General features: G+C 64.8%; 16 protein-coding genes, 2 tRNA genes and 2 pseudogenes. 10 read left to right on the forward strand and 10 right to left on the reverse strand.

The annotated features are described in order from the left end of the window. The first annotated feature begins 1 nt into the window (after nt 1). The 6 genes from ACM43_RS28960 to ACM43_RS28985 all read left to right on the forward strand — a co-directional run bounded on the left by ACM43_RS28960 (nt 2) and on the right by ACM43_RS28985 (nt 5698). Nucleotides 2-946 (forward strand): alpha-E domain-containing protein, encoded by a 945-nt coding sequence (locus ACM43_RS28960; protein WP_036015356.1) that lies wholly within the window; start codon nt 2-4, stop codon nt 944-946. 118 nt (nt 947-1064) lie between these two features. After that, nucleotides 1065-1913: a transglutaminase family protein gene (locus ACM43_RS28965; RefSeq protein WP_271544787.1), complete on the forward strand. Its 849-nt coding sequence runs from the start codon at nt 1065-1067 to the stop codon at nt 1911-1913. A 70-nt stretch (nt 1914-1983) separates the two neighbouring features. After that, a complete protein-coding gene (locus ACM43_RS28970; protein ID WP_271544789.1) occupies nt 1984-2391 on the forward strand; it encodes a carboxymuconolactone decarboxylase family protein in 408 nt (135 codons plus the stop codon). A 216-nt stretch (nt 2392-2607) separates the two neighbouring features. Continuing rightward, nucleotides 2608-3366 (forward strand): proteasome-type protease, encoded by a 759-nt coding sequence (locus tag ACM43_RS28975; protein WP_025037198.1) that lies wholly within the window; start codon nt 2608-2610, stop codon nt 3364-3366. Between the two features lie 26 nt (nt 3367-3392). After that, on the forward strand, nt 3393-4151 hold the full coding sequence (locus tag ACM43_RS28980; RefSeq protein ID WP_172783042.1) for an SDR family oxidoreductase: 759 nt from the start codon (nt 3393-3395) through the stop codon (nt 4149-4151). A 296-nt stretch (nt 4152-4447) separates the two neighbouring features. Then, nucleotides 4448-5698, forward strand: a complete 1251-nt coding sequence (locus tag ACM43_RS28985; RefSeq protein WP_271544794.1) for a NupC/NupG family nucleoside CNT transporter — start codon at nt 4448-4450, stop codon at nt 5696-5698. 117 nt (nt 5699-5815) lie between these two features. Here ACM43_RS28985 and ACM43_RS28990 read toward each other — a convergent pair whose 3' ends face one another. Both ACM43_RS28990 and ACM43_RS28995 read right to left on the reverse strand, forming a co-directional pair. Continuing rightward, nucleotides 5816-7015 carry a rhomboid family intramembrane serine protease gene (locus ACM43_RS28990; RefSeq protein WP_271544796.1) on the reverse strand — a complete coding sequence of 400 codons (1200 nt, stop codon included), beginning with the start codon at nt 7013-7015 and terminating at the stop codon, nt 5816-5818. Nucleotides 7016-7166: 151 nt separating this feature from the next. Then, the gene (locus tag ACM43_RS28995; RefSeq protein WP_157280679.1) at nt 7167-7694 is read right to left on the reverse strand and encodes a cupin domain-containing protein; all 528 of its coding nucleotides are present in this window, start codon (nt 7692-7694) and stop codon (nt 7167-7169) included. 418 nt (nt 7695-8112) lie between these two features. On the opposite strand from ACM43_RS28995, the gene ACM43_RS29000 reads away from it, so the two are divergent. Then, on the forward strand, nt 8113-10248 hold the full coding sequence (locus tag ACM43_RS29000; protein WP_271544798.1) for an O-linked N-acetylglucosamine transferase, SPINDLY family protein: 2136 nt from the start codon (nt 8113-8115) through the stop codon (nt 10246-10248). A 115-nt stretch (nt 10249-10363) separates the two neighbouring features. Here ACM43_RS29000 and ACM43_RS29005 read toward each other — a convergent pair whose 3' ends face one another. Next, nucleotides 10364-10651, reverse strand: coding sequence for an usg protein (locus tag ACM43_RS29005; protein ID WP_036015394.1), 288 nt, complete (start codon nt 10649-10651; stop codon nt 10364-10366). Nucleotides 10652-11050: 399 nt separating this feature from the next. Between ACM43_RS29005 and ACM43_RS29010 the strand changes: the two genes are divergently transcribed. From ACM43_RS29010 to ACM43_RS29020, 3 genes and pseudogenes are all read left to right on the forward strand, one after another. Beyond that, on the forward strand, nt 11051-11365 hold the full coding sequence (locus ACM43_RS29010; RefSeq protein WP_025037205.1) for a co-chaperone GroES: 315 nt from the start codon (nt 11051-11053) through the stop codon (nt 11363-11365). Between the two features lie 47 nt (nt 11366-11412). Further along, nucleotides 11413-12293 (forward strand): annotated as a pseudogene (groEL, locus tag ACM43_RS29015) (chaperonin GroEL); the annotation flags it as partial. A 351-nt stretch (nt 12294-12644) separates the two neighbouring features. Beyond that, a pseudogene (locus tag ACM43_RS29020) lies at nt 12645-13286 on the forward strand (TCP-1/cpn60 chaperonin family protein); the annotation flags it as partial. 438 nt (nt 13287-13724) lie between these two features. Here the strand turns inward: ACM43_RS29020 and ACM43_RS29025 are convergent. The 7 genes from ACM43_RS29025 to ACM43_RS29055 all read right to left on the reverse strand — a co-directional run bounded on the left by ACM43_RS29025 (nt 13725) and on the right by ACM43_RS29055 (nt 18102). Then, complete coding sequence (locus tag ACM43_RS29025) at nt 13725-14012, reverse strand: GIY-YIG nuclease family protein (RefSeq protein ID WP_157280681.1); 288 nt, start codon at nt 14010-14012, stop codon at nt 13725-13727. 74 nt (nt 14013-14086) lie between these two features. Then, nucleotides 14087-14830, reverse strand: coding sequence for a signal peptidase I (gene lepB, locus ACM43_RS29030; protein ID WP_271544803.1), 744 nt, complete (start codon nt 14828-14830; stop codon nt 14087-14089). A 160-nt stretch (nt 14831-14990) separates the two neighbouring features. After that, nucleotides 14991-16154: a slipin family protein gene (locus ACM43_RS29035; RefSeq protein ID WP_271544805.1), complete on the reverse strand. Its 1164-nt coding sequence runs from the start codon at nt 16152-16154 to the stop codon at nt 14991-14993. Between the two features lie 336 nt (nt 16155-16490). Continuing rightward, nucleotides 16491-16556: transfer RNA gene (locus tag ACM43_RS29040), tRNA-His, on the reverse strand. A 4-nt stretch (nt 16557-16560) separates the two neighbouring features. Next, a tRNA-Phe gene (locus ACM43_RS29045) sits at nt 16561-16630 on the reverse strand. A gap of 205 nt (nt 16631-16835) precedes the next feature. Then, a complete protein-coding gene (locus tag ACM43_RS29050) occupies nt 16836-17177 on the reverse strand; it encodes a GIY-YIG nuclease family protein (protein ID WP_442869357.1) in 342 nt (113 codons plus the stop codon). An 85-nt stretch (nt 17178-17262) separates the two neighbouring features. Further along, entirely contained in the window at nt 17263-18102 is an 840-nt protein-coding gene (locus ACM43_RS29055) for a LysR family transcriptional regulator (protein WP_271544807.1), read from the reverse strand. Nucleotides 18103-18180 lie beyond the last annotated feature (78 nt).

Below are 18180 nucleotides of genomic sequence, written 5' to 3' on the forward strand. Positions count from 1 at the left end.
GATGCTGTCGCGTACCGCCGAAAACCTCTACTGGCTCGCCCGCTACGTCGAACGGGCCGAATATCTCGCGCGCACCATCGATGCGACGCTGCGCGTCACCGCGCTTCCCGCCGCCTATATCGGCAAGACCAATGAATGGGATTCGGCGCTGCTCACCGCCGGCGTCGCCGCGAGCTTCTATCAGGCCTATGAGGAAGCCAACGAGCACAACGTCGTCGAGTATCTCTCGTTCTCGCAGAACAACCCGTCCTCGATCCGAAACTGCATCGAAGCGGCGCGGCTGAACTCGCGCTCGGTGCGTACGGCCCTCACCAGCGAGATGTGGGACACCATCAACTCGGCCTGGATCGAGCTTCAGGCGGTGTGGAGCAAGGGCACCTCGACGCGCGAGGACCTCGCAAAATTCCTGCGCTTCGTGCAGGAGACCTCGCTGCGCTTCGACGGCTCGGCCTATCGGACCATGCTGCGCAACGACGCCTATTGGTTCTCGCGCATGGGCGTGCACCTGGAGCGCGCCGACAACACCGCGCGCATCCTCGACGTGAAGTATCACGTGCTGCTGCCCGAGGAGGAGCATGTCGGCGGGCCGCTCGACTTCTACCAGTGGAGCTCGATCCTGCGCTCGGTCTCGGCGCTGACGGCCTATCACTGGGTCTATCGCGAGACGCTGAAGCCCTGGCTGATCGCGGACCTCTTGATCCTCAACGACACGCTGCCGCGCTCGCTCGCCAGCTGCTACGGCAACCTCGTGCGCAACCTCGACCAGATCGGCGTCGCCTATGGCCGCCAGGGCCCGGCCCAGCGCCACGCCCGCGGCATCCGCAACCGGCTGGAACACAGCAACATGAACGACATTTTCCAGCATGGCGTGCATGAATTCATTCAGGAATTCATCGCGGACAATTCCAGGCTGGGCGAAATCATCACGAAGCAGTATTTGATCTAGTCGAACAGGGACCTACCTCAGCCTTCGTCATTCCGGGGCGCGCGCAGCGCGAACCCGGAATCTCGAGATTCCGGGTTCGGTCCTGCGGACCGCCCCGGAATGACGGAATCAAAACACCATGCGCCTGCGAATCCAGCACAGCACGACCTATCGCTACGAGCCGCCGGCCACCAGCGTGATCCAGATCCTGCGCATGACGCCGGGCAGCCATGACGGGCAGTACGTCGCGGAATGGCAGATCGACGTCTCCACCGACACCAAGCTCGACATGCATGAGGACGCGTTCGGCAACGTCACTCATGTGCTGTCCTGCGGGCCCGTCGGCGACATCCAGATCATTGCCGAAGGGCTGATCGAGACTCACGACACCGGCGGCGTGCTGCGCGGCAGCGACGAGCGTTTTCCCCCCGGCATGTTCCTGCGCGCCACCGACCTCACCTCGGTCAATCCGGCGATGACGGCGGTCGCGCGCCAATTGCGCAGCGAGGCCGAGAGCGACACGCTGGGCTTCCTGCACACGCTGATGACCCAGGTGGCCGATCACATGACGTTCGACGAGGACCCCACCAACAGCGGCACGTCCGCAGCGGAGGCGTTCACGCTCAAGCGCGGGGTCTGCCAGGATTACGCGCACATCTTCATCGCCTGCGCCCGCGCCGGCGGCGTGCCGGCGCGCTTCGTCTCCGGGCATTTCCTGCGTGCCGACGACACCGTGCACCAGGACGCCGGCCATGCCTGGGCGGAGGCTTACGTGCCCGATCTCGGCTGGGTCGGCTTCGATCCCGCCAACAGCATCTGCGCCACCGATGCTCATGTCCGTCTCGCGATCGGGCTCGACTATCTCGGCGCGGCCCCGGTGCGCGGCACGCGCTACGGCGGCGGCACGGAAACGCTGACGGTGGCGGTGAAGGTCGAACAGGCCGGCCGCGGCGGGCAGTCGCAATCGCAGTCCCAGCGGCAGAGCTAGTTAGCAGCCGCCGGCCGAACACATTCGGCGTGCTACAATCGCGGGATCGGATCAGACCCGCGAGGTAGCCATGGCGACTGTGAAACTGCTTTCGGATGATGAACTCTCGGCCGAAGCGCGCGCCGTCTTCGACGACATCCGCAAGGTGCGGAAATCGGACTTCGTCAACAATTTCTGGCGCGCGCTGGCGCATGATCCGAAGACGCTGCGGCGAACCTGGGAGAGCATCAAGGAGGTGATGGCTCCCGGCGCGCTCGATCCCAAGGTCAAGGAAATGCTCTACGTCGCGGTGTCGGTCGCGCACGGCTGCAGTTATTGCATCCACTCGCACACGGCCGCCGCACGGGCCAGGGGCATGACCGAGGCCGAATATGGCGAACTGCTCGCCATCGTGGGCATGGCCGCGGAGACGAACCGGCTGGTGACGGCACTCGGCGTGCCGGTCGATGAGGCGTTTCTGGTGGATGCGGCGGGTTGAGGTGGGCGGTCGCCGCAGCGTACCTTGCTCGTCATTCCGGGGCGCGCGTCGCGCGAGCCCGGAATCCATTTATCCACCAACGCTGCGGCTCGATGGATTCCGGGCTCGCGACTTCGTCGCGCCCCGGAATGACAGCCTTCCCCCGCGGGAATCGGGGGTTTCATGGCTCCCTGAAATTGGCTAGTAATTCCGCGCAAACGCGTTCGGGGACTGGAAATGACCTATTGCTGCGGAATCCTGGTTCGGGACGGTCTGGTGATGATCGCCGATACCCGCACCAATGCCGGCCTCGACAACGTCTCGACCTTCCGCAAGCTGCACATCTTCTCCAAGCCCGGCGAGCGCATCATGGCGATCGCCAGTGCCGGCAACCTTGCCATCAGCCAATCGGTGCTCTCGACGCTGACCGAGGGCCTCGAAGACCCCAATACGGGCGAGATCGAGACGCTGATGAACGCGCCGACCATGTTCCAGGCCGCCCAGCGCATCGGCCGGGCGATCCGGGCGGTGCACGCCACCGAAGGGCCGGCGCTGAAATCCGAGGACGTGTCCTTCGACGTCTCCTTCCTGTTCGGCGGCCAGATCAAGGGCGCGCGGATGCGCCTGTTCATGGTCTACACCGCCGGCAATTTCATCGAGTGCACCACCGACACGCCTTACTTGCAGATCGGCGAGCACAAATACGGCAAGCCGGTGCTCGACCGCGCCATGCATTACGATGTCGAGCTCTACGAGGCGCTGAAGACCGGCCTGATCTCGATGGATTCAACGATGCGCTCGAACCTCGGCGTCGGCCTGCCGATCGACGTGCTGGTGGTGCGCACCGATGCCTGCGAAGCCGATCTCAACCATCGCATCGAGGCGGGCGAGCCCTATTTCCACGACCTTCGCTCACGCTGGTCGGCGGCCTTGCGCGCGGCTCACCAGAACATTCCGCGCCCGCCCTACAAGAACGACAAAGAACCCAAAACCTGACAGCAGAAGAGAAAAGGCAGGAAACGATGAGTGACGCGAAAAAGATCGCATTGGTGACGGGCGCCGGCACCGGCGTCGGGCGCGCGGCGTCGCTGGCGCTGATGAACACCGGCTTCACCGTGGTGCTCGCCGGGCGCCGGCTCGACATGCTCGAGGAGACGGCAAAGCTCGGTCCCGCTGGAAAAAGCCTCTGCGTCACCGCCGACATGACCAAGCCGGACTCCATCGCCGCGCTGTTCGACAAGGTGAAGGCGACCTATGGCCGGCTCGACGTGCTCTTCAACAATGCCGGCATGGGCGCGCCGGCCGTCAACTTCGAGGACCTCAGCCTTGAGCAATGGCAGGCCGTGGTGAACACCAACCTCACCGGCCCGTTCCTGTGCACCCAGCACGCCTTCCGCATCATGAAGGACCAGACCCCGCGCGGCGGCCGCATCATCAATAACGGCTCGATCTCGGCGCACGCGCCGCGACCGTTCTCGGCGGCCTATACCTCGACCAAGCACGCCATCACCGGCCTCACCAAGGCCTCTAATCTCGACGGCCGCATGTACGACATCGCCGTCGGCCAGGTCGACATCGGCAATGCCGCAACCCCGATGACCGACCGCATGGTCAACGGCCCCGGCGTGCTGCAGCCCGACGGCACCACCAAGCACGAGCCGCGCATGGACGCCAAGGCCGTCGGCGACGCCGTGGCCTACATGGCCAGCCTGCCGCTCGATGCCAACGTGCTGACCATGACGGTCATGGCGACCAAGATGCCGTTCGTGGGGCGGGGCTGAACAAAAAACGCGAAAACAACCCCATGCACAGTAGGCGTCAAGAGGCGCCTGCTGCTGCCGGGCCGCGGGTGTGACGCGAGTTAAGTCTCCACGCCATCTCAACAATCGTCATTGCGAGCGCAGCGAAGCAATCGAGGCTGCCTCCGCGGTGAGATTCTGGATTGCTTCGTCGCAAGAGCTCCTCGCAATGACGTGGAGAGAGCGGAGCCCCAACAACGCGGCCCCGCTTCCCCGCCCCGTCGGCATTGCCTTTGCAACGCAGGCACGGCCATAATCATCGAGGGGCTTGGGACATCATGCTGCGCCTGCAATCTGCACTCGGCATTTTCGCATTGCTGCTGATCGCCTTCGCGCTGGCGGAGAATCGGCGCGCCGTGTCGCTGCGCCAGGCGGCGATCGGCCTCGCCGCGACCTTCCTCACTGCCCTCGTTCTGCTGAAGCTGCCGGTCGTCGCCCGTGCTTTCGGCGCCATCAACGAGGCGGTCGGCGCGATCTCGGCGGCCTCGCGGGCCGGCTCCGCCTTCGTGTTCGGCTATATCGGCGGCGGACCCCTGCCCTTCGACCTGAAGACGCCCGGCGCGGACTTCATCCTGGCGTTCCAGGCGCTGCCGATCGTGCTGGTCATGAGCGTGCTCACGACGCTGTTGTTCTATTGGCGCGTTCTGCCACCGATCGTCCGCGGCATGGCCTGGCTGCTGGAGCGCACCCTCGGCGTCGGCGGCGCGGTCGGGCTTTCGACCGCCGCCAACATCTTCCTCGGCATGGTCGAGGCGCCGCTGTTCGTGCGGCCGTATCTGGCACAGATGACGCGCAGCGAGTTGTTCCTGGTCATGACCGGCGGCATGGCCGGCATCGCCGGCACCGTGCTGGTCCTATATGCGACGCTGCTGGCCCCGCTTATTCCCGACGCCGCCGCACATTTCGTCATCGCCTCGGTGCTCGGCGCGCCGGCGGCGATCCTGATCAGCCTGATCATGGTCCCTGAAACCTCCGACAAGCGCACCGGCGGCGCGCTGGAGGATCCGCAGATGGAGGTCGCCAGCACGATGGACGCGATCGTGAAAGGCACCAGCGCAGGCATCGAGCTGCTGATCAACATCGTCGCGATGCTGCTGGTGCTGGTGGCGCTGGTCTATCTCGTCAACGCAATCCTCGGCCTGCTCCCGCACGTCGGCGGGGCCTCGATCTCGCTGCAGCGGCTGCTCGGCCTCGTCATGGCACCGGTGTGCTGGCTGATGGGGTTGCCGTGGGATCAGGCGATCACCGCCGGCAGCCTGATGGGCACCAAGACGGTGCTGAACGAATTGATCGCCTATGTCGACTTCTCGAAGCTGCCGCCCGATACGCTCGATCCGCGCTCGCGCCTGATCATGCTCTATGCGATGTGCGGCTTCGCCAATTTCGCCAGCCTCGGCATCATGATCGGCGGCTTAGGGGTGATGGCGCCGGAGCGGCGCGAGGAGATCAATGCGCTGGGGCTGAAGTCGATCGCGTCGGGGACGCTCACGACGTGCCTGATGGGGGCGGTGGTGGGGGTGTTGGCGTAGGTCTCTCCGCTTGTCATTGCGAGCGAAGCGAAGCAATCCAGAAATGTACCTGCGGCAGCAGTCTGGATTGCTTCGTCGCAAGTGCTCCTCGCAATGACGGCGGTGAGAGTCTTTGCCTCAACCGCACAATTTCGACTTCTGCAGGATGCGACGCACCTCAGGCATCTTGGCACGGCACGGCTCGGCCGCCATGGCCTTTGCCTCGTCGGTTCGACCCTGCACCCACAGCAACACCGCCATCAAGCCCTGCGCCCCGGAGCGGACCGGCCCACCCGCCACATCCGAAGCTGCGAGCGACATGGCGGTTTGCGCTTCCCTCTCGGCGGCCTTGATATCCGCTTGTTCCAGGAAGAAGACGGCACGGTAGACGTGAGCCCGCGCGTCTTTCGGGTAGCGATTAACGAGATCGAGCGACCGGCTGGCCATCTCGTCGCCCTTCATCGGCACTTCCGAGGCGCGGATATAGTGCGCGGCATCGGCCATGTAGGCCGAATAATGCGCGGCGGCGAAGCCGGCGCAGATGAGACATCCGATGGATCCTGCCAGCAAGGTCATGCTCGCGCTCCGCGGCAGGCTGTCATAGGACCAGAAGGCGAGCCACGGCGTGACGGCGAGCGCGGCGCCGGCCACGGCACCACCTGCATGGGCGTAATAGTTGACGTTGCCGGACGCGCCAAAGGCCATTGGCAGCAGTGCGGGAACGCCGAAAAACAGCGACGTCTTCAGCCGCGATATGGTTTGATCGGCGTCCGCTTCGGGATCGAAGCTCGCCACGAACAGCGCGGCGATCAGCCCGGTGATGGCGCCCGATGCACCGACGCCGACCGTGCCGGGACCGTTGCCCAGCAGCGAGCCGGCCTCTCCGGCCAGTGCACTGGCAACGAAGATCAGCGCAAACCAGCCGCGGCCGATCAGCGACTCCAGCCTGACGCCGACGATGAACAGCGCAACGCAGTTGCTCACGAGGTGCCACCCGCTGCCATGTAGAAGCGGCGCAAGGCCGATTCGCCACCACTCCCCCCTTCCGATCACGAGATCGTAGCCGGACGCGCCCTGAGCGATCAGCGAGCGCACATCGAGGTCGCCGTCCCGCGCGATGTCGATGGCGAGACTACGCTGCAGAACGAAGATCAGGAGCAGACCGAAGATCAGGCCGATGGTGAGGAAGGGGATGTCGGCCAGAAGCTTGTTGTCGGCAAAAAGCGTCTCCTCGCTGGAAGAGGGCTTCTCAATGGCGACCGGCGCGGCGGCGGGTCGAAACGATGCTCGTGGAGCTGGCGCTACGGTGCCGCGTCGGCCAAAAGTGTTGGTCGCCATGAAAGCATTTCCCGCGTTGTCACAGCCTTGAGTTGACGCGAGAGGTATTTTCGACTGGTTAGCACCAGGCTTGCGGGGCGGCCGAAATCATCCCGATTGCTGACCGCCCGGTTTCTCGGATCGACCGCATTTTAGCGATCGAGAGTTGCGCTTACGCCTTCAGCTCCACCGTCTTGAACTCAGCGGGGAGGATCACCTCCAGCAGCTCCACGTCGTCCGAATAGTCCAGGATCATGTGCCTGATCTTCGGCGGCTGGGTCCAGGCGCTGCCTTGCTGCATCAAGGTCTCGCCCTGGCCTTCCATATAGGTCTTCACCCAGCCCTTGAGCACGTAGACCATCTGGAATTCGACGTCGTGATAGTGGAGCTTGGAGACCTCGGCCGGATTGCAGGGGCCTTGCAGACGGATCACATGCGCCTGCGCGAGGCCATGGGTCGCCTCGGCGATGCCGAGATCGCGATACTTCGCGTAGGCGCGCAGGCCGTCGGCCTTGAAGTCTTCCTCGCGGTGATGGCTGACGGCGATGCGCTGCTTCGGACGTGCGGGCTTTTTCGCAGCGGCGCTACGCGCCTTCGCCTTCACGGCCTTGCGTGCCGAGGATCGCGCCGCCGCCTTGGCGCCGCTCCGCTTCTTCACCGCGGTCTTCAATGCGGGCCTCGATGCCTTTTGCTTGGCCATTGTGTGCCTCCCTGTTCTGAGCCGCGCCCGTCGCACCGGTGTGGCTTGAAGGTCAGCTTATCCAGTCGTGGGCAAGGCAGCAATCGCAGAGCTGGTTATGTTGAGTAGCGCCGTATCCGCGCTCGCACCCTCCCCTGGAGGGGGAGGGTCGGCTCACATTGAGCGCAGCGAAATGTGAGACGGGGTGGGGTGACGGTCTCTCCACGTCGCATACTGCCCGTGTGGAGAGATCACCCCACCCCGCTCGCGCTTCGCGCGATCGACCCTCCCCCTCCAGGGGAGGGTAAGAGGCTGAGGCTAGTCACGCGATCACGTCGCCAATCGAAGCTTGCCCCAAGCTGGCGTGGCGAGCGGGGGGCGTCTCGTGTTCGCTCTCGCGCTGAACTAGTTTCGCCCGCAGATCCGGAGGAATTGATTCATGGGCAGCAATGTCGGTCAGCGTGCATTTCAAAATGCCCGGCTTCAGAAGCGGCAACAGGCCGACGTGCTGCCGTTGCTCGGGCAAGCGCTCGAGTTGCACAAGAAGGGCCGCCTCTCCGAAGCCAAGGCTGCCTATCGCCAGCTCCTGCAGATCGCGCCCAATCAATTCATCGCGCTGCATATGCTCGGCGCGTTGGAGTCCGATGCTGGGAATTATCAGCAGGCCGAGATCCTGCTGAGCCGGGCGGTTGCCGCGGATCCGCGCTCGGCCGAAGCCCATATGAGCCTGGGGGTCGCGCTGAACGGGCTGAAACGTCACACCGATGCCCGTGAGACCTATCGCAAGGCCCTCGCCTTGCGGCCCAACTACGCCCTCGCCCTCTCCAACCTCGGGAACGCGAGCGCGGCCCTTAATCTGCATCTGGAAGCGCTCGAGAGCTACGATCGGGCGCTCGCCATCGACGGAAACCTTGCCGAAGCCCACAACGGCCGCGGCTCCACGCTCTGCCGTCTGCGCAACTACGACGAGGCTCTCGCAAGCCTGAACCGCGCGCTCGCGATCAAGCCCGACTATGCGGCGGCGCTGGCGAACCGCGCCGTGGCACTCCGGGAGCTGCAGCGATTCGATGAGGCCATGGCGGATTGCAACCGGGCAATCGCCCTCGCTCCTGACGACGTGAACGGATGGCTTTGGCGCGCCAATGTCCTGCTCCAGACCCGGCAGATGACCCAGGCCTTGGCCGATTGCGAGAAGGCGCTCGCGATCGCGCCCGATTCCGATCAAGCTCATCTGGTGCTGGGCCTTTGTCTTGCCGGACTAGGCCGAGTCGACGAAGCCCTCGCCAGTTTCGACAGAGCCCTCGATATCAGGCCCGACCTCGAGAGCGCGATCTCCAGCAAGATCTTCACGCTCGATTTCGTGCCGGACGCCAGCGTCGAGCGGCATCAGCAGGCGCGACGCGTATGGTGGGAGCGGATCGGGGCGAAAATCGCTTCAGAAGCGGCGGCACCGCATGACAACAGCCGCGATCCGGATCGTCGCCTGGTGCTGGGCTACGTCTCCTCAGACTTCAACGCGCATTCGGCTGCGTTCATCTTCAAGCCTGTCCTGCAACACCATGACCGCGCCCAGTTCGAGATTGTGTGCTACTCGTGCTCGTCGAAAGTGGATGCGACGACACGCGAATTTCAAGGCATCGCCGATCGCTGGCGTGACGCCTCGCAATGGAGCGACGATCGCCTCGCCGCGCAGATTCGCGACGATCGCATCGATATCCTGATCGATCTGTCCGGCCATACCAGAGGAAACCGCCTCGGCGTATTTGCGCGCAAGCCGGCACCGATTCAGGCGCACGGCTGGGGCCATGGCACCGGCACCGGGTTGCCGACGATCGACTATCTGTTCTCGGATCCGGTCGGGATTCCGTACGACGTTCGGCATCTGTTTACAGAGACGGTGGTCGACCTGCCGTGCTTCGTGACGCTGGCGCCGCTGCCGGCCGGGATTACGCGGGCCGGAACGCCGGCAATCTCGAATGGCTTCGTCACGTTCGGTGTCTTCAACCGCATCAGCAAGATCTCGGATGAGGCAGCGGCAGTCTGGTCCAGGATCCTCGAACGGGTGCCGGGCTCGCGCCTCCTGATCAAGGACGTTGCGCTCGACGACCAGCTGGTCCGGGACAAGCTGCTGGCGCGATTTGCGGCCTGCCGATTGCCGGCCGAACGCGTCGATCTGCTCGGGGCCACGTTGCGGGACGCGCATCTGGCATCGTTCAATCGCATCGATATTGCTCTCGATCCGTTCCCGCAGAACGGCGGCGTCAGCACATGGGAAGCCCTGCAGATGGGCGTGCCCGTGGTGGCGAAGCTCGGCAACAGCCTGCCCGGCCGCGCTGCCGGCGCCATCCTCACCGCACTTGGCCTGCCGGACTGGGTCGCCGACAGCGAGGAGGCCTATGTCGAGATCGCGGCCAGCCGCGCGGCCGAGATCGGCGAGCTCGACAAATTGCGCCGCGAACTGCCCGCAACGATCAACGCCGCGGCCGCGGGCAACCCCATCTCATATGCACAAGCGGTGGACGCGGCCTATCGCGCGATGTGGACACGCTATTGCAACGGCGCTGTCGGTGCGTGACATCGTAGGGTGGGCAAAGCGCAGCGTGCCCACGACTTCTCTCAATCGGAAACAGACGGTGGGCACGGCGCGCGAAGAGCGCGCCTTTGCCCACCCTACGAGACCGGTGCTCCGTTCAATGCAGACGGAACACGCCGTCGACGGCGCGAAGCTCGGCCGGCTTGATCAGCTTGGAATGGGCCACCGTCACCGAATGGAGGGGACCGTCGAGCTTCTCCTGCCAGAACGCCAGGAAATCGGTCAGCGCGGGGAATTTCGGAAACATGTCGTAGTTCTGCCAGACATAGGTCTGGAGCAGCGAAGGATGATCCGGCATCCGATAGAGAATTTGTGCCGTCGTCAGCCCGTAGCCCAGCATCTGTTTCCGGAATTCCTCGGAAACGCCCCCAACGCGCAGTCCCATGCCAAACCTCCTTTGCAGGAGCGCATTCGGCGAGTGGCTTGGTCCGTGCCCCGGGGAGCCACCCGGAAACGATGCGCTCACATGAGAGAAATGTGACGCAAACTGACAACTCATCTCAAGCCCAAAAGTTTAACAAGCTGTTGAAATTCAATGCTTTAGCAGCAGAGACGACTCCGTGCTAATACGGTCACCCAAGAGGCGTCGAGAGGCCTCCAAGGCGGTTAACGATGGCGAGGGGTTTCTGGCAGTCCGCGCTTTCGGCTGCTAATTTTTCTGCTACAAACCCTTGCCCCCGCAAAATTCCTGTCCTATTTCAGGCTCGCCCGTGCTAGCACTCACGGGCAACGACTGCTAACAATCTCAAAATCCTCAACACGTGCAATTGCTTAGGAGGACTGCATGAAATTCCGTCCGCTTCACGACCGCGTCGTGGTCAAGCGCATCGACGCAGAAGAGAAGACCGCTGGCGGCATCATCATTCCCGACACTGCCAAGGAAAAGCCCTCCCAGGGCGAAGTCGTCGCCGTTGGCCCCGGTGGCCGCGACGAAGCTGGCAAGCTGATCCCGATCGACCTGAAGGTCGGCGACCGCGTGCTGTTCGGCAAGTGGTCCGGCACCGAGGTCAAGATCGACGGCCAGGACTTGCTGATCATGAAGGAGAGCGACGTGATGGGCGTTCTCGAAGTCAGCGAGTCCAAGAAGAAGGCGGCTTAAGAGCCCCTCTCCTCCCTCCAGTCAAACTCACCTAAGGAAAACTCCAGATGGCAGCCAAAGAAGTCAAATTCTCGGTTGAAGCGCGCGACAAGATGCTGCGCGGCGTCGACGTTCTCGCCAACGCGGTGAAGGTCACGCTCGGTCCGAAGGGCCGCAACGTCGTGCTCGACAAGTCGTTCGGCGCTCCTCGCATCACCAAGGACGGCGTCACCGTCGCCAAGGAGATCGAGCTCGACGACAAGTTCGAGAACATGGGCGCGCAGATGGTGCGCGAAGTCGCCTCCAAGTCCGCTGACGCCGCCGGCGACGGCACCACCACCGCCACCGTGCTCGCCCAGGCGATCGTGAAGGAAGGCGCCAAGTCGGTCGCCGCCGGCATGAACCCGATGGACCTCAAGCGTGGTATCGACCTCGCGGTCGAAGCCGTCGTGGCCGACCTCGAGAAGAACTCGAAGAAGGTCACCTCGAACGACGAGATCGCCCAGGTCGGCACCATCTCGGCGAACGGCGATGCCGAGATCGGCAAGTTCCTCGCCGACGCCATGAAGAAGGTCGGCAACGAGGGCGTCATCACCGTCGAGGAAGCCAAGTCGCTCGAGACCGAGCTCGACGTTGTCGAGGGCATGCAGTTCGACCGCGGCTACATCTCGCCCTACTTCGTCACCAACGCCGACAAGATGCGCGTTGAGATGGACGACGCCTACATCCTCATCAACGAGAAGAAGCTCTCCTCGCTGAACGAGCTGCTTCCGCTGCTCGAGGCCGTGGTGCAGACCGGCAAGCCGCTGGTCATCGTCGCCGAGGACGTCGAAGGCGAAGCCCTCGCGACCCTGGTCGTGAACCGCCTGCGCGGCGGCCTGAAGGTCGCGGCCGTCAAGGCTCCGGGCTTCGGCGATCGCCGCAAGGCCATGCTGCAGGACATGGGGGGGGGGGGGGGGGGGGGGGGGGGGGGGGGGGGGGGGGGGGGGGGGGGGGGGGGGGGGGGGGGGGGGGGGGGGGGGGGGGGGGGGGGGGGGGGGGGGGGGGGGGGGGGGGGGGGGGGGGGGGGGGGGGGGGGGGGGGGGGGGGGGGGGGGGGGGGGGGGGGGGGGGGGGGGGGGGGGGGGGGGGGGGGGGGGGGGGGGGGGGGGGGGGGGGGGGGGGGGGGGGGGGGGGGGGGGGGGGGGGGGGGGGGGGGGGGGGGGGGGGGGGGGGGGGGGGGGGGGGGGGGGGGGGGGGGGGGGGGGGGGGGGGGGGGGGGGGGGGGGGGGGGGGGGGGGGGGGGGGGGGGGGGGGGGGGCAACGGCGCCGGCAAGAAGGCCGACATCGAGGCGCGCGTGGCCCAGATCAAGGCGCAGATCGAGGAGACCACCTCGGACTACGACCGTGAGAAGCTCCAGGAGCGTCTTGCCAAGCTCGCGGGCGGCGTCGCGGTGATCCGCGTCGGCGGCGCGACCGAGGTCGAGGTCAAGGAGCGCAAGGATCGTGTTGATGACGCGATGCATGCGACCCGCGCAGCCGTGGAAGAAGGCATCGTCCCGGGCGGCGGCGTCGCCCTGCTCCGTGCCTCCGAGCAGCTCAAGGGTCTGCGCACCAAGAACGACGACCAGAAGACCGGCGTCGAGATCGTGCGCAAGGCGCTGTCGGCCCCCGCTCGCCAGATCGCGATCAACGCCGGTGAAGACGGCTCGGTGATCGTCGGCAAGATCCTGGAGAATAAGGCCTACAATTACGGCTTCGACTCCCAGACCGGCGAATATGCCGACCTCGTCAAGAAGGGCATCATCGACCCGACCAAGGTGGTCCGTACCGCGATCCAGAACGCTGCCTCGGTGGCCGCGCTCCTGATCACCACGGAAGCCATGGTCGCCGAGCTGCCCAAGAAGGGCGGCGCCGGCCCGGCGATGCCTCCGGGCGGCGGCATGGGCGGCATGGATTTCTAAGGTCCAACCACCTCGAGAACTACGAAACCCCGGCAGCGATGCCGGGGTTTTTGTTTTGGGGGGCCTCTGTTCTCTCAACCAGTCATTCCGGGGCGCGCCCTTTGGGGCGCGAGCCCGGAATCCATAACCACGAAACTCACGGGCGACGGGCATAGCGGGCCCACTCCATCTGGCTGTGATTATGGATTCCGGGCTCGCGCTACGCGCGCCCCGGAAGGACAAGGTGTGCAGGATGACCTTATTTGGTTAGCCCCGAATAGAGATCATCCCAGTTCGGATTCTGATCCTCGACTATAAAGTCTTCCAATCCCGCTGCCACTTCTTGCACCCCTTCTTACGGGCGACAGGCATAGCGGGCCGTTCCATCCGCCTGGGGTTATGGATTCCGGGCTCGGCGCTACGCGCCGCCCCGGAATGACAAGGAGTGCAGAATGAACCTTATTTGGTTATCCCCGGATAGAGGTCATCCCAGTTCGGGTTCTGCTCCTCGATGAGACGCGTCTTCCAGTCGCGTCGCCATTTCTTGAGCTCCTTCTCGCGGGCAATGGCCGTCGCGGGATCGTCATAGATTTCGAACAGGACGAGCTTGTCGACGCCGTACTTGCTCGTAAAGCCGGGGACGGCTTGCGTTCTATGCTGATATACGCGGCGCACCAAGTCGTTGGTCACGCCGATGTAGAGCGTGCCGTGTTTCCTACTCGCGAGGATGTAGACGTAGTAGGCCATTCTATCCGCTTGTGGTTATGGATTCCGGGCTCGCGCTACGCGCGCCCCGGAATGACGGCGGAAAGGCCTCCCCCTCACTCCACCTTCCCGAGCCGCTCGAAGCGCGGCTCGCCCTCGTCGTCGAGGGACCAGAAGATCCGCGTCACCTTGCCGATGAGATTGTCCATCGGCACGAGGCCGAATGTCGACATGCGGCTGTCGGTGGAATTGTCGCGGTTGTCGCCGAGCACGAAGATGTGGCCCGGCGGCACGGTGAAGACGTTGGTGTTGTCAAGATAGCCGTCGTCGAGGCAGTCATATGTCACATAGGACGCGCCGCTCGGCAGCGTCTCGCGCCAGCGCTTGACGGCCGCACCGTCGTCCACGCCGCAGGCCTCGTCGGCAAATGTCGCTTCCAGGGCGACGCGGGTCACCGGGCGATCGTTGAGGATGAGGCGGCCCTGCCGCATCTGGATGCGGTCTCCGGGCAGGCCGACGACGCGCTTGACGTAGTCGGCAGAACTGTCCTTCGCCGTCCGGAATACCACGATATCTCCGTATTCGGGATCGGCGGCGAGGATGCGGCCCGAGATCCAGGACGACGCGAAAGGGAGTGAATAGCGGCCATACCCGTAGGGATATTTCGCGGCGAAGACGTAGTCGCCGACCATCAGCGCCGGTGTCATCGAACCGGACGGAATGTTGAACGGCTGATACAGGACGAAGCGAAACAGGATCACCGGCGACCACAGCACCGGGATCATGAGGATCAGGACGACGATCGCCTTCCAGTCGCTGGATCGTGCCGCGGGGCGGATCGATTCCTGAAGAACGGTCATGTGCCTTCCCTGATCAAGACGTTGCGGCCCCAGGATGACGCAACCTGCGAGCGCGCTCAATCCCCGACGAGCTCAAATTGGTCGCGCCTCGCGCCGATCGCGTTCATCGCAGACCGCGGCAACACCGATGTGAAGGGCCGCCCGTGGGCGGCCCTTCGGTTCATGCGCTCTCGGGCGCCTTCAGACGCACGAGCCGGGTCAGGAGGGCATCGAGACCCTGGCCTTCACCGGCATGGAGGTCGATGCGGCCGACCTTCTCGACCAGCCGCTCCAGCGACTCCAGCTCCTTGAGCCGAAGCAACAGGGGGTTCTCCTCCATCAGGCGGGCAGTGTTCAGGAGCGAACGCGTCGCCGCGGTCTCCTCCTGCCGGCGGATCAGGTTCGCCTTCGCGACCCGCTCCGCCTCCACCACCTTGTTCACCAGCTCCCGGATCTCGCCGGGCAGGATCACGTCCTTGACGCCGAGCTCGGTGACCTCCACGCCGGACTCTGCGACGCGTGCACGCACATAGTCGCGCAGCTCCGCATCCAGCGCCGCCTTCGCAGACAGCACCTCGTCCAGCGTCCGGCTAGCTACCGCCTCGCGGATCGCGAACTGCACCAGGCGGTACAGCCACGCATCCACGTCGGGCACGGTCGCCACCGTGCGCTCGGGATCGACCACCTTACGGAACGCCGTCAGCGTCACCCGCAGCGCGATGCGATCCTTGGTCAGCATCTCCTGCGCGGTGATCTCGACCGCCTGGGGCCGCAGGTCGAGGCGCTTCACCTCGATCTTGCGGCCGACGGTCCAGAAGGCGTGCCGGCCGGGCGCGAGCCGCTCCACGAGCCGGCCCTCGACATAGAGCAGGCCCGCCTCGTGGTTCTCGACCACAGTCTCGCTCATGACGGTCGAGCGGCTGCGCTCGATCATGGTGAGGTGCCGCGCGTCGACCCTGACGTCGCTGGACACATCGATGCGCTCGACATCGATGCGCGTTGCGACCTTCCAGTAGACGCGCACCTGCCAAGGCGTCATCAGATGCACGGGCCGGCCGTCGAGGCTGACGATGGCGATCTCGTCTGCCTTGGTCTCGACCGCCTCGAACAGCTCGGCGGCAAGATCGGGCCGCGCGGCCTTCAGCACCCCGTAGCGCTCCGCAGAAAATTCGCTGCGGACCACGTCGAGCACCTCGGCCTTCAGCTCGTGCAGGGGATCGAACAGGCGATGCCTGCCCGGCGCGAGCACGCGCACGAGCTGCCCGTTGCGCGTCAGCAACGCACGCTCGCCATCCTTCACCGTCACGTTCAGCATCAGCAAATGCCAGGTCTTGTTCAAAGTCATGGCACGCCTCCTTACGTTTGCGCCCGGCCGGATGCCGGACGACAGGTTTCGGTTGCAAAGGACGTGAGGACGCGGACGACACTTCCTGCAAAATCGACGGGCCGGGGCTTGAGCTTGCGTGACGACGGGCGCGCGCGCGCGATCGCGCGACGCCTGTCGCGCGGCCGTGCGGAGCCACCCGGCATCGGCGCAAGCGGTATCTACCCGCGGCGCAAAGCCGGTCTCACAGTGTCTAGGTTCGGACGGAAAGCCTTGCGGCAAAACGGCCGGACTGCGACTGAAGCGCGCGTCCGGTCCTCGTCAGAGGTATCAGCGTTTCAGGCTGAAACGGAGCGCTGGAGCGGGATTCGAACCCGCGACAGGATGAATCACAATCATCTGCTCTACCAAACTGAGCTATCCTTTGTGCAAGAGACCGGAATCGAACCGATGCCTTCGGGTGTTCAACCCGACGCTCTCCATGAGCTACGTCCTGCGTTTCTCCCTCATTCGGCGGAACACGAAACCGGCAAGACCCGGCCCGCGCCAGTCGGGATCTCAGCGAGCCCGAACCCATGGCCTAGCGAAGGACGGCGCTAATAGACCAAGCACGTTCGGGTTGCAAGGGGGGATGAGAAGATTTTTGGTTCGTCATTCCGGGGCGGCGCGGAGCGCCGAGCCCGGAATCCATAACCACAGGCTTTAGTTGGAGATTCCGTTGTAGAGATCATCCCAATTTGGATTCTGTTCGTCGATCAATCGTGTCTTCCAATCGCGCCGCCATTTCTTCAGTTCTTTTTCTCGAGCAATCGCGCTTGCAGGGTCATCGAAAACTTCGAACAGGACCAGCTTATCGACTCCGTATCGCTTGGTGAATCCCGGGACCATTTTGATCCTGTGCTCGTAGACGCGCCGAACGAGGTCGCTCGTTATGCCAATGTAGAGCGTGCCGTATTTTCTACTCGCCAGGATGTAGAGTAGTACGCCATTCCATCGGCCTGCGGCTAGGGATTCCGGGCTCGGCGCTTCGCGCCGCCCCGGAATGACGGGCGGATGTTAGGATCAAGCGGAGAACACATCAACCAAAAGCTGTGGTCGCAGTATTACGATCGTTGCTCTGCGAAGAGCATCACTCGCGCGCACTGTCCTGGAAGCACGCCCTCACCCACTCGATCGTCACGCGTGTCGCAGGATCGCGCTTGAGGTGGTTCTGCACGAGCAGCCAGACGTCGCGGCGCTTCGGCAGCAGGGTGGCGCGCAGGCTGCGGTCGGCGAGCAGCGGCCCGCAGCTGTGCTCGGGCAGCACGCCGATGGCCTGATGCGACTGGATCATGGTGCGGATGATGCGGATATTGTCGGTGACGCAGCGCACGTTCGTCAGCCGCTTCGCACGCAAGAACTGCGCTTCCGGAATCGCGTCGAGCTCGTCCGGATAGACGCACGCAATGGGCTCACTGCCGCCGCGGTCCGCGGGCTCGAAGAAGTACAGCCTGACGTCGCCGAGCTTGGAGATGGTGAAGTCGCCCTTCTCCGGCTTGCGCAGGCGGATGGCGAGATCGGCCTGCCAGCGCGAGAACTTGACGTTGCCGCTCGCGGTGAGGAATTGCAGCGTCAGTCCCGGATGATCGCGCAGGAAGCTGCTCGCATGCGGCGCCAGCAGCTCCTCGGCGACCGCATTGGTCGAGGCGATGCGCAGCCGCCCGACCGGGCCGACCTGGCTTTCCTTGATGCGGTCGATCGCCGCCGCATGCGCGGCCATCGCACCGACATGCGCGAGCACCGCCTCGCACTGGCGCGTCGGCCGCCGCACGCCGTCCACCGCATCGAACAGCTTCACGCCGAGATCGCGCTGGATGCGCGCAAGCCTGCGGCCGACGGTGGTCTCGTCGATGCGCAGCCGCGCGCTGGCGCCGGCATAGGTGCCCTCGTCCCTGACCGCGGCGATGATGCGCAGATCGTCCCAGTTCATCGGGCGAGCCTAGCAGGCGCCGCCGCTGCCTGCAAATTTGCAGCCATCAGCTGCAATAGTCCTGCACAATGGCAGGCT

Source organism: Bradyrhizobium sp. CCBAU 45321 (assembly GCF_028128975.1).
In the GTDB taxonomy this organism is placed as follows: Bacteria; Pseudomonadota; Alphaproteobacteria; order Rhizobiales; family Xanthobacteraceae; genus Bradyrhizobium; species Bradyrhizobium yuanmingense.

Excerpts from the sequence above, each read along its gene's own strand:
- ACM43_RS28960 (WP_036015356.1), top strand. The coding sequence starts at position 2 with ATGCTGTCGCGTACCGCCGAAAACCTCTACTGGCTCGCCCGCTACGTC.
- ACM43_RS28965 (WP_271544787.1), top strand. The coding sequence starts at position 1,065 with ATGCGCCTGCGAATCCAGCACAGCACGACCTATCGCTACGAGCCGCCG.
- ACM43_RS28970 (WP_271544789.1), top strand. The coding sequence starts at position 1,984 with ATGGCGACTGTGAAACTGCTTTCGGATGATGAACTCTCGGCCGAAGCG.
- ACM43_RS28975 (WP_025037198.1), top strand. The coding sequence starts at position 2,608 with ATGACCTATTGCTGCGGAATCCTGGTTCGGGACGGTCTGGTGATGATC.
- ACM43_RS28980 (WP_172783042.1), top strand. The coding sequence starts at position 3,393 with ATGAGTGACGCGAAAAAGATCGCATTGGTGACGGGCGCCGGCACCGGC.
- ACM43_RS28985 (WP_271544794.1), top strand. The coding sequence starts at position 4,448 with ATGCTGCGCCTGCAATCTGCACTCGGCATTTTCGCATTGCTGCTGATC.
- ACM43_RS28990 (WP_271544796.1), bottom strand. The coding sequence starts at position 7,015 with ATGGCGACCAACACTTTTGGCCGACGCGGCACCGTAGCGCCAGCTCCA.
- ACM43_RS28995 (WP_157280679.1), bottom strand. The coding sequence starts at position 7,694 with ATGGCCAAGCAAAAGGCATCGAGGCCCGCATTGAAGACCGCGGTGAAG.
- ACM43_RS29000 (WP_271544798.1), top strand. The coding sequence starts at position 8,113 with ATGGGCAGCAATGTCGGTCAGCGTGCATTTCAAAATGCCCGGCTTCAG.
- ACM43_RS29005 (WP_036015394.1), bottom strand. The coding sequence starts at position 10,651 with ATGGGACTGCGCGTTGGGGGCGTTTCCGAGGAATTCCGGAAACAGATG.
- ACM43_RS29010 (WP_025037205.1), top strand. The coding sequence starts at position 11,051 with ATGAAATTCCGTCCGCTTCACGACCGCGTCGTGGTCAAGCGCATCGAC.
- ACM43_RS29025 (WP_157280681.1), bottom strand. The coding sequence starts at position 14,012 with ATGGCCTACTACGTCTACATCCTCGCGAGTAGGAAACACGGCACGCTC.
- lepB (WP_271544803.1), bottom strand. The coding sequence starts at position 14,830 with ATGACCGTTCTTCAGGAATCGATCCGCCCCGCGGCACGATCCAGCGAC.
- ACM43_RS29035 (WP_271544805.1), bottom strand. The coding sequence starts at position 16,154 with ATGACTTTGAACAAGACCTGGCATTTGCTGATGCTGAACGTGACGGTG.
- ACM43_RS29055 (WP_271544807.1), bottom strand. The coding sequence starts at position 18,102 with ATGAACTGGGACGATCTGCGCATCATCGCCGCGGTCAGGGACGAGGGC.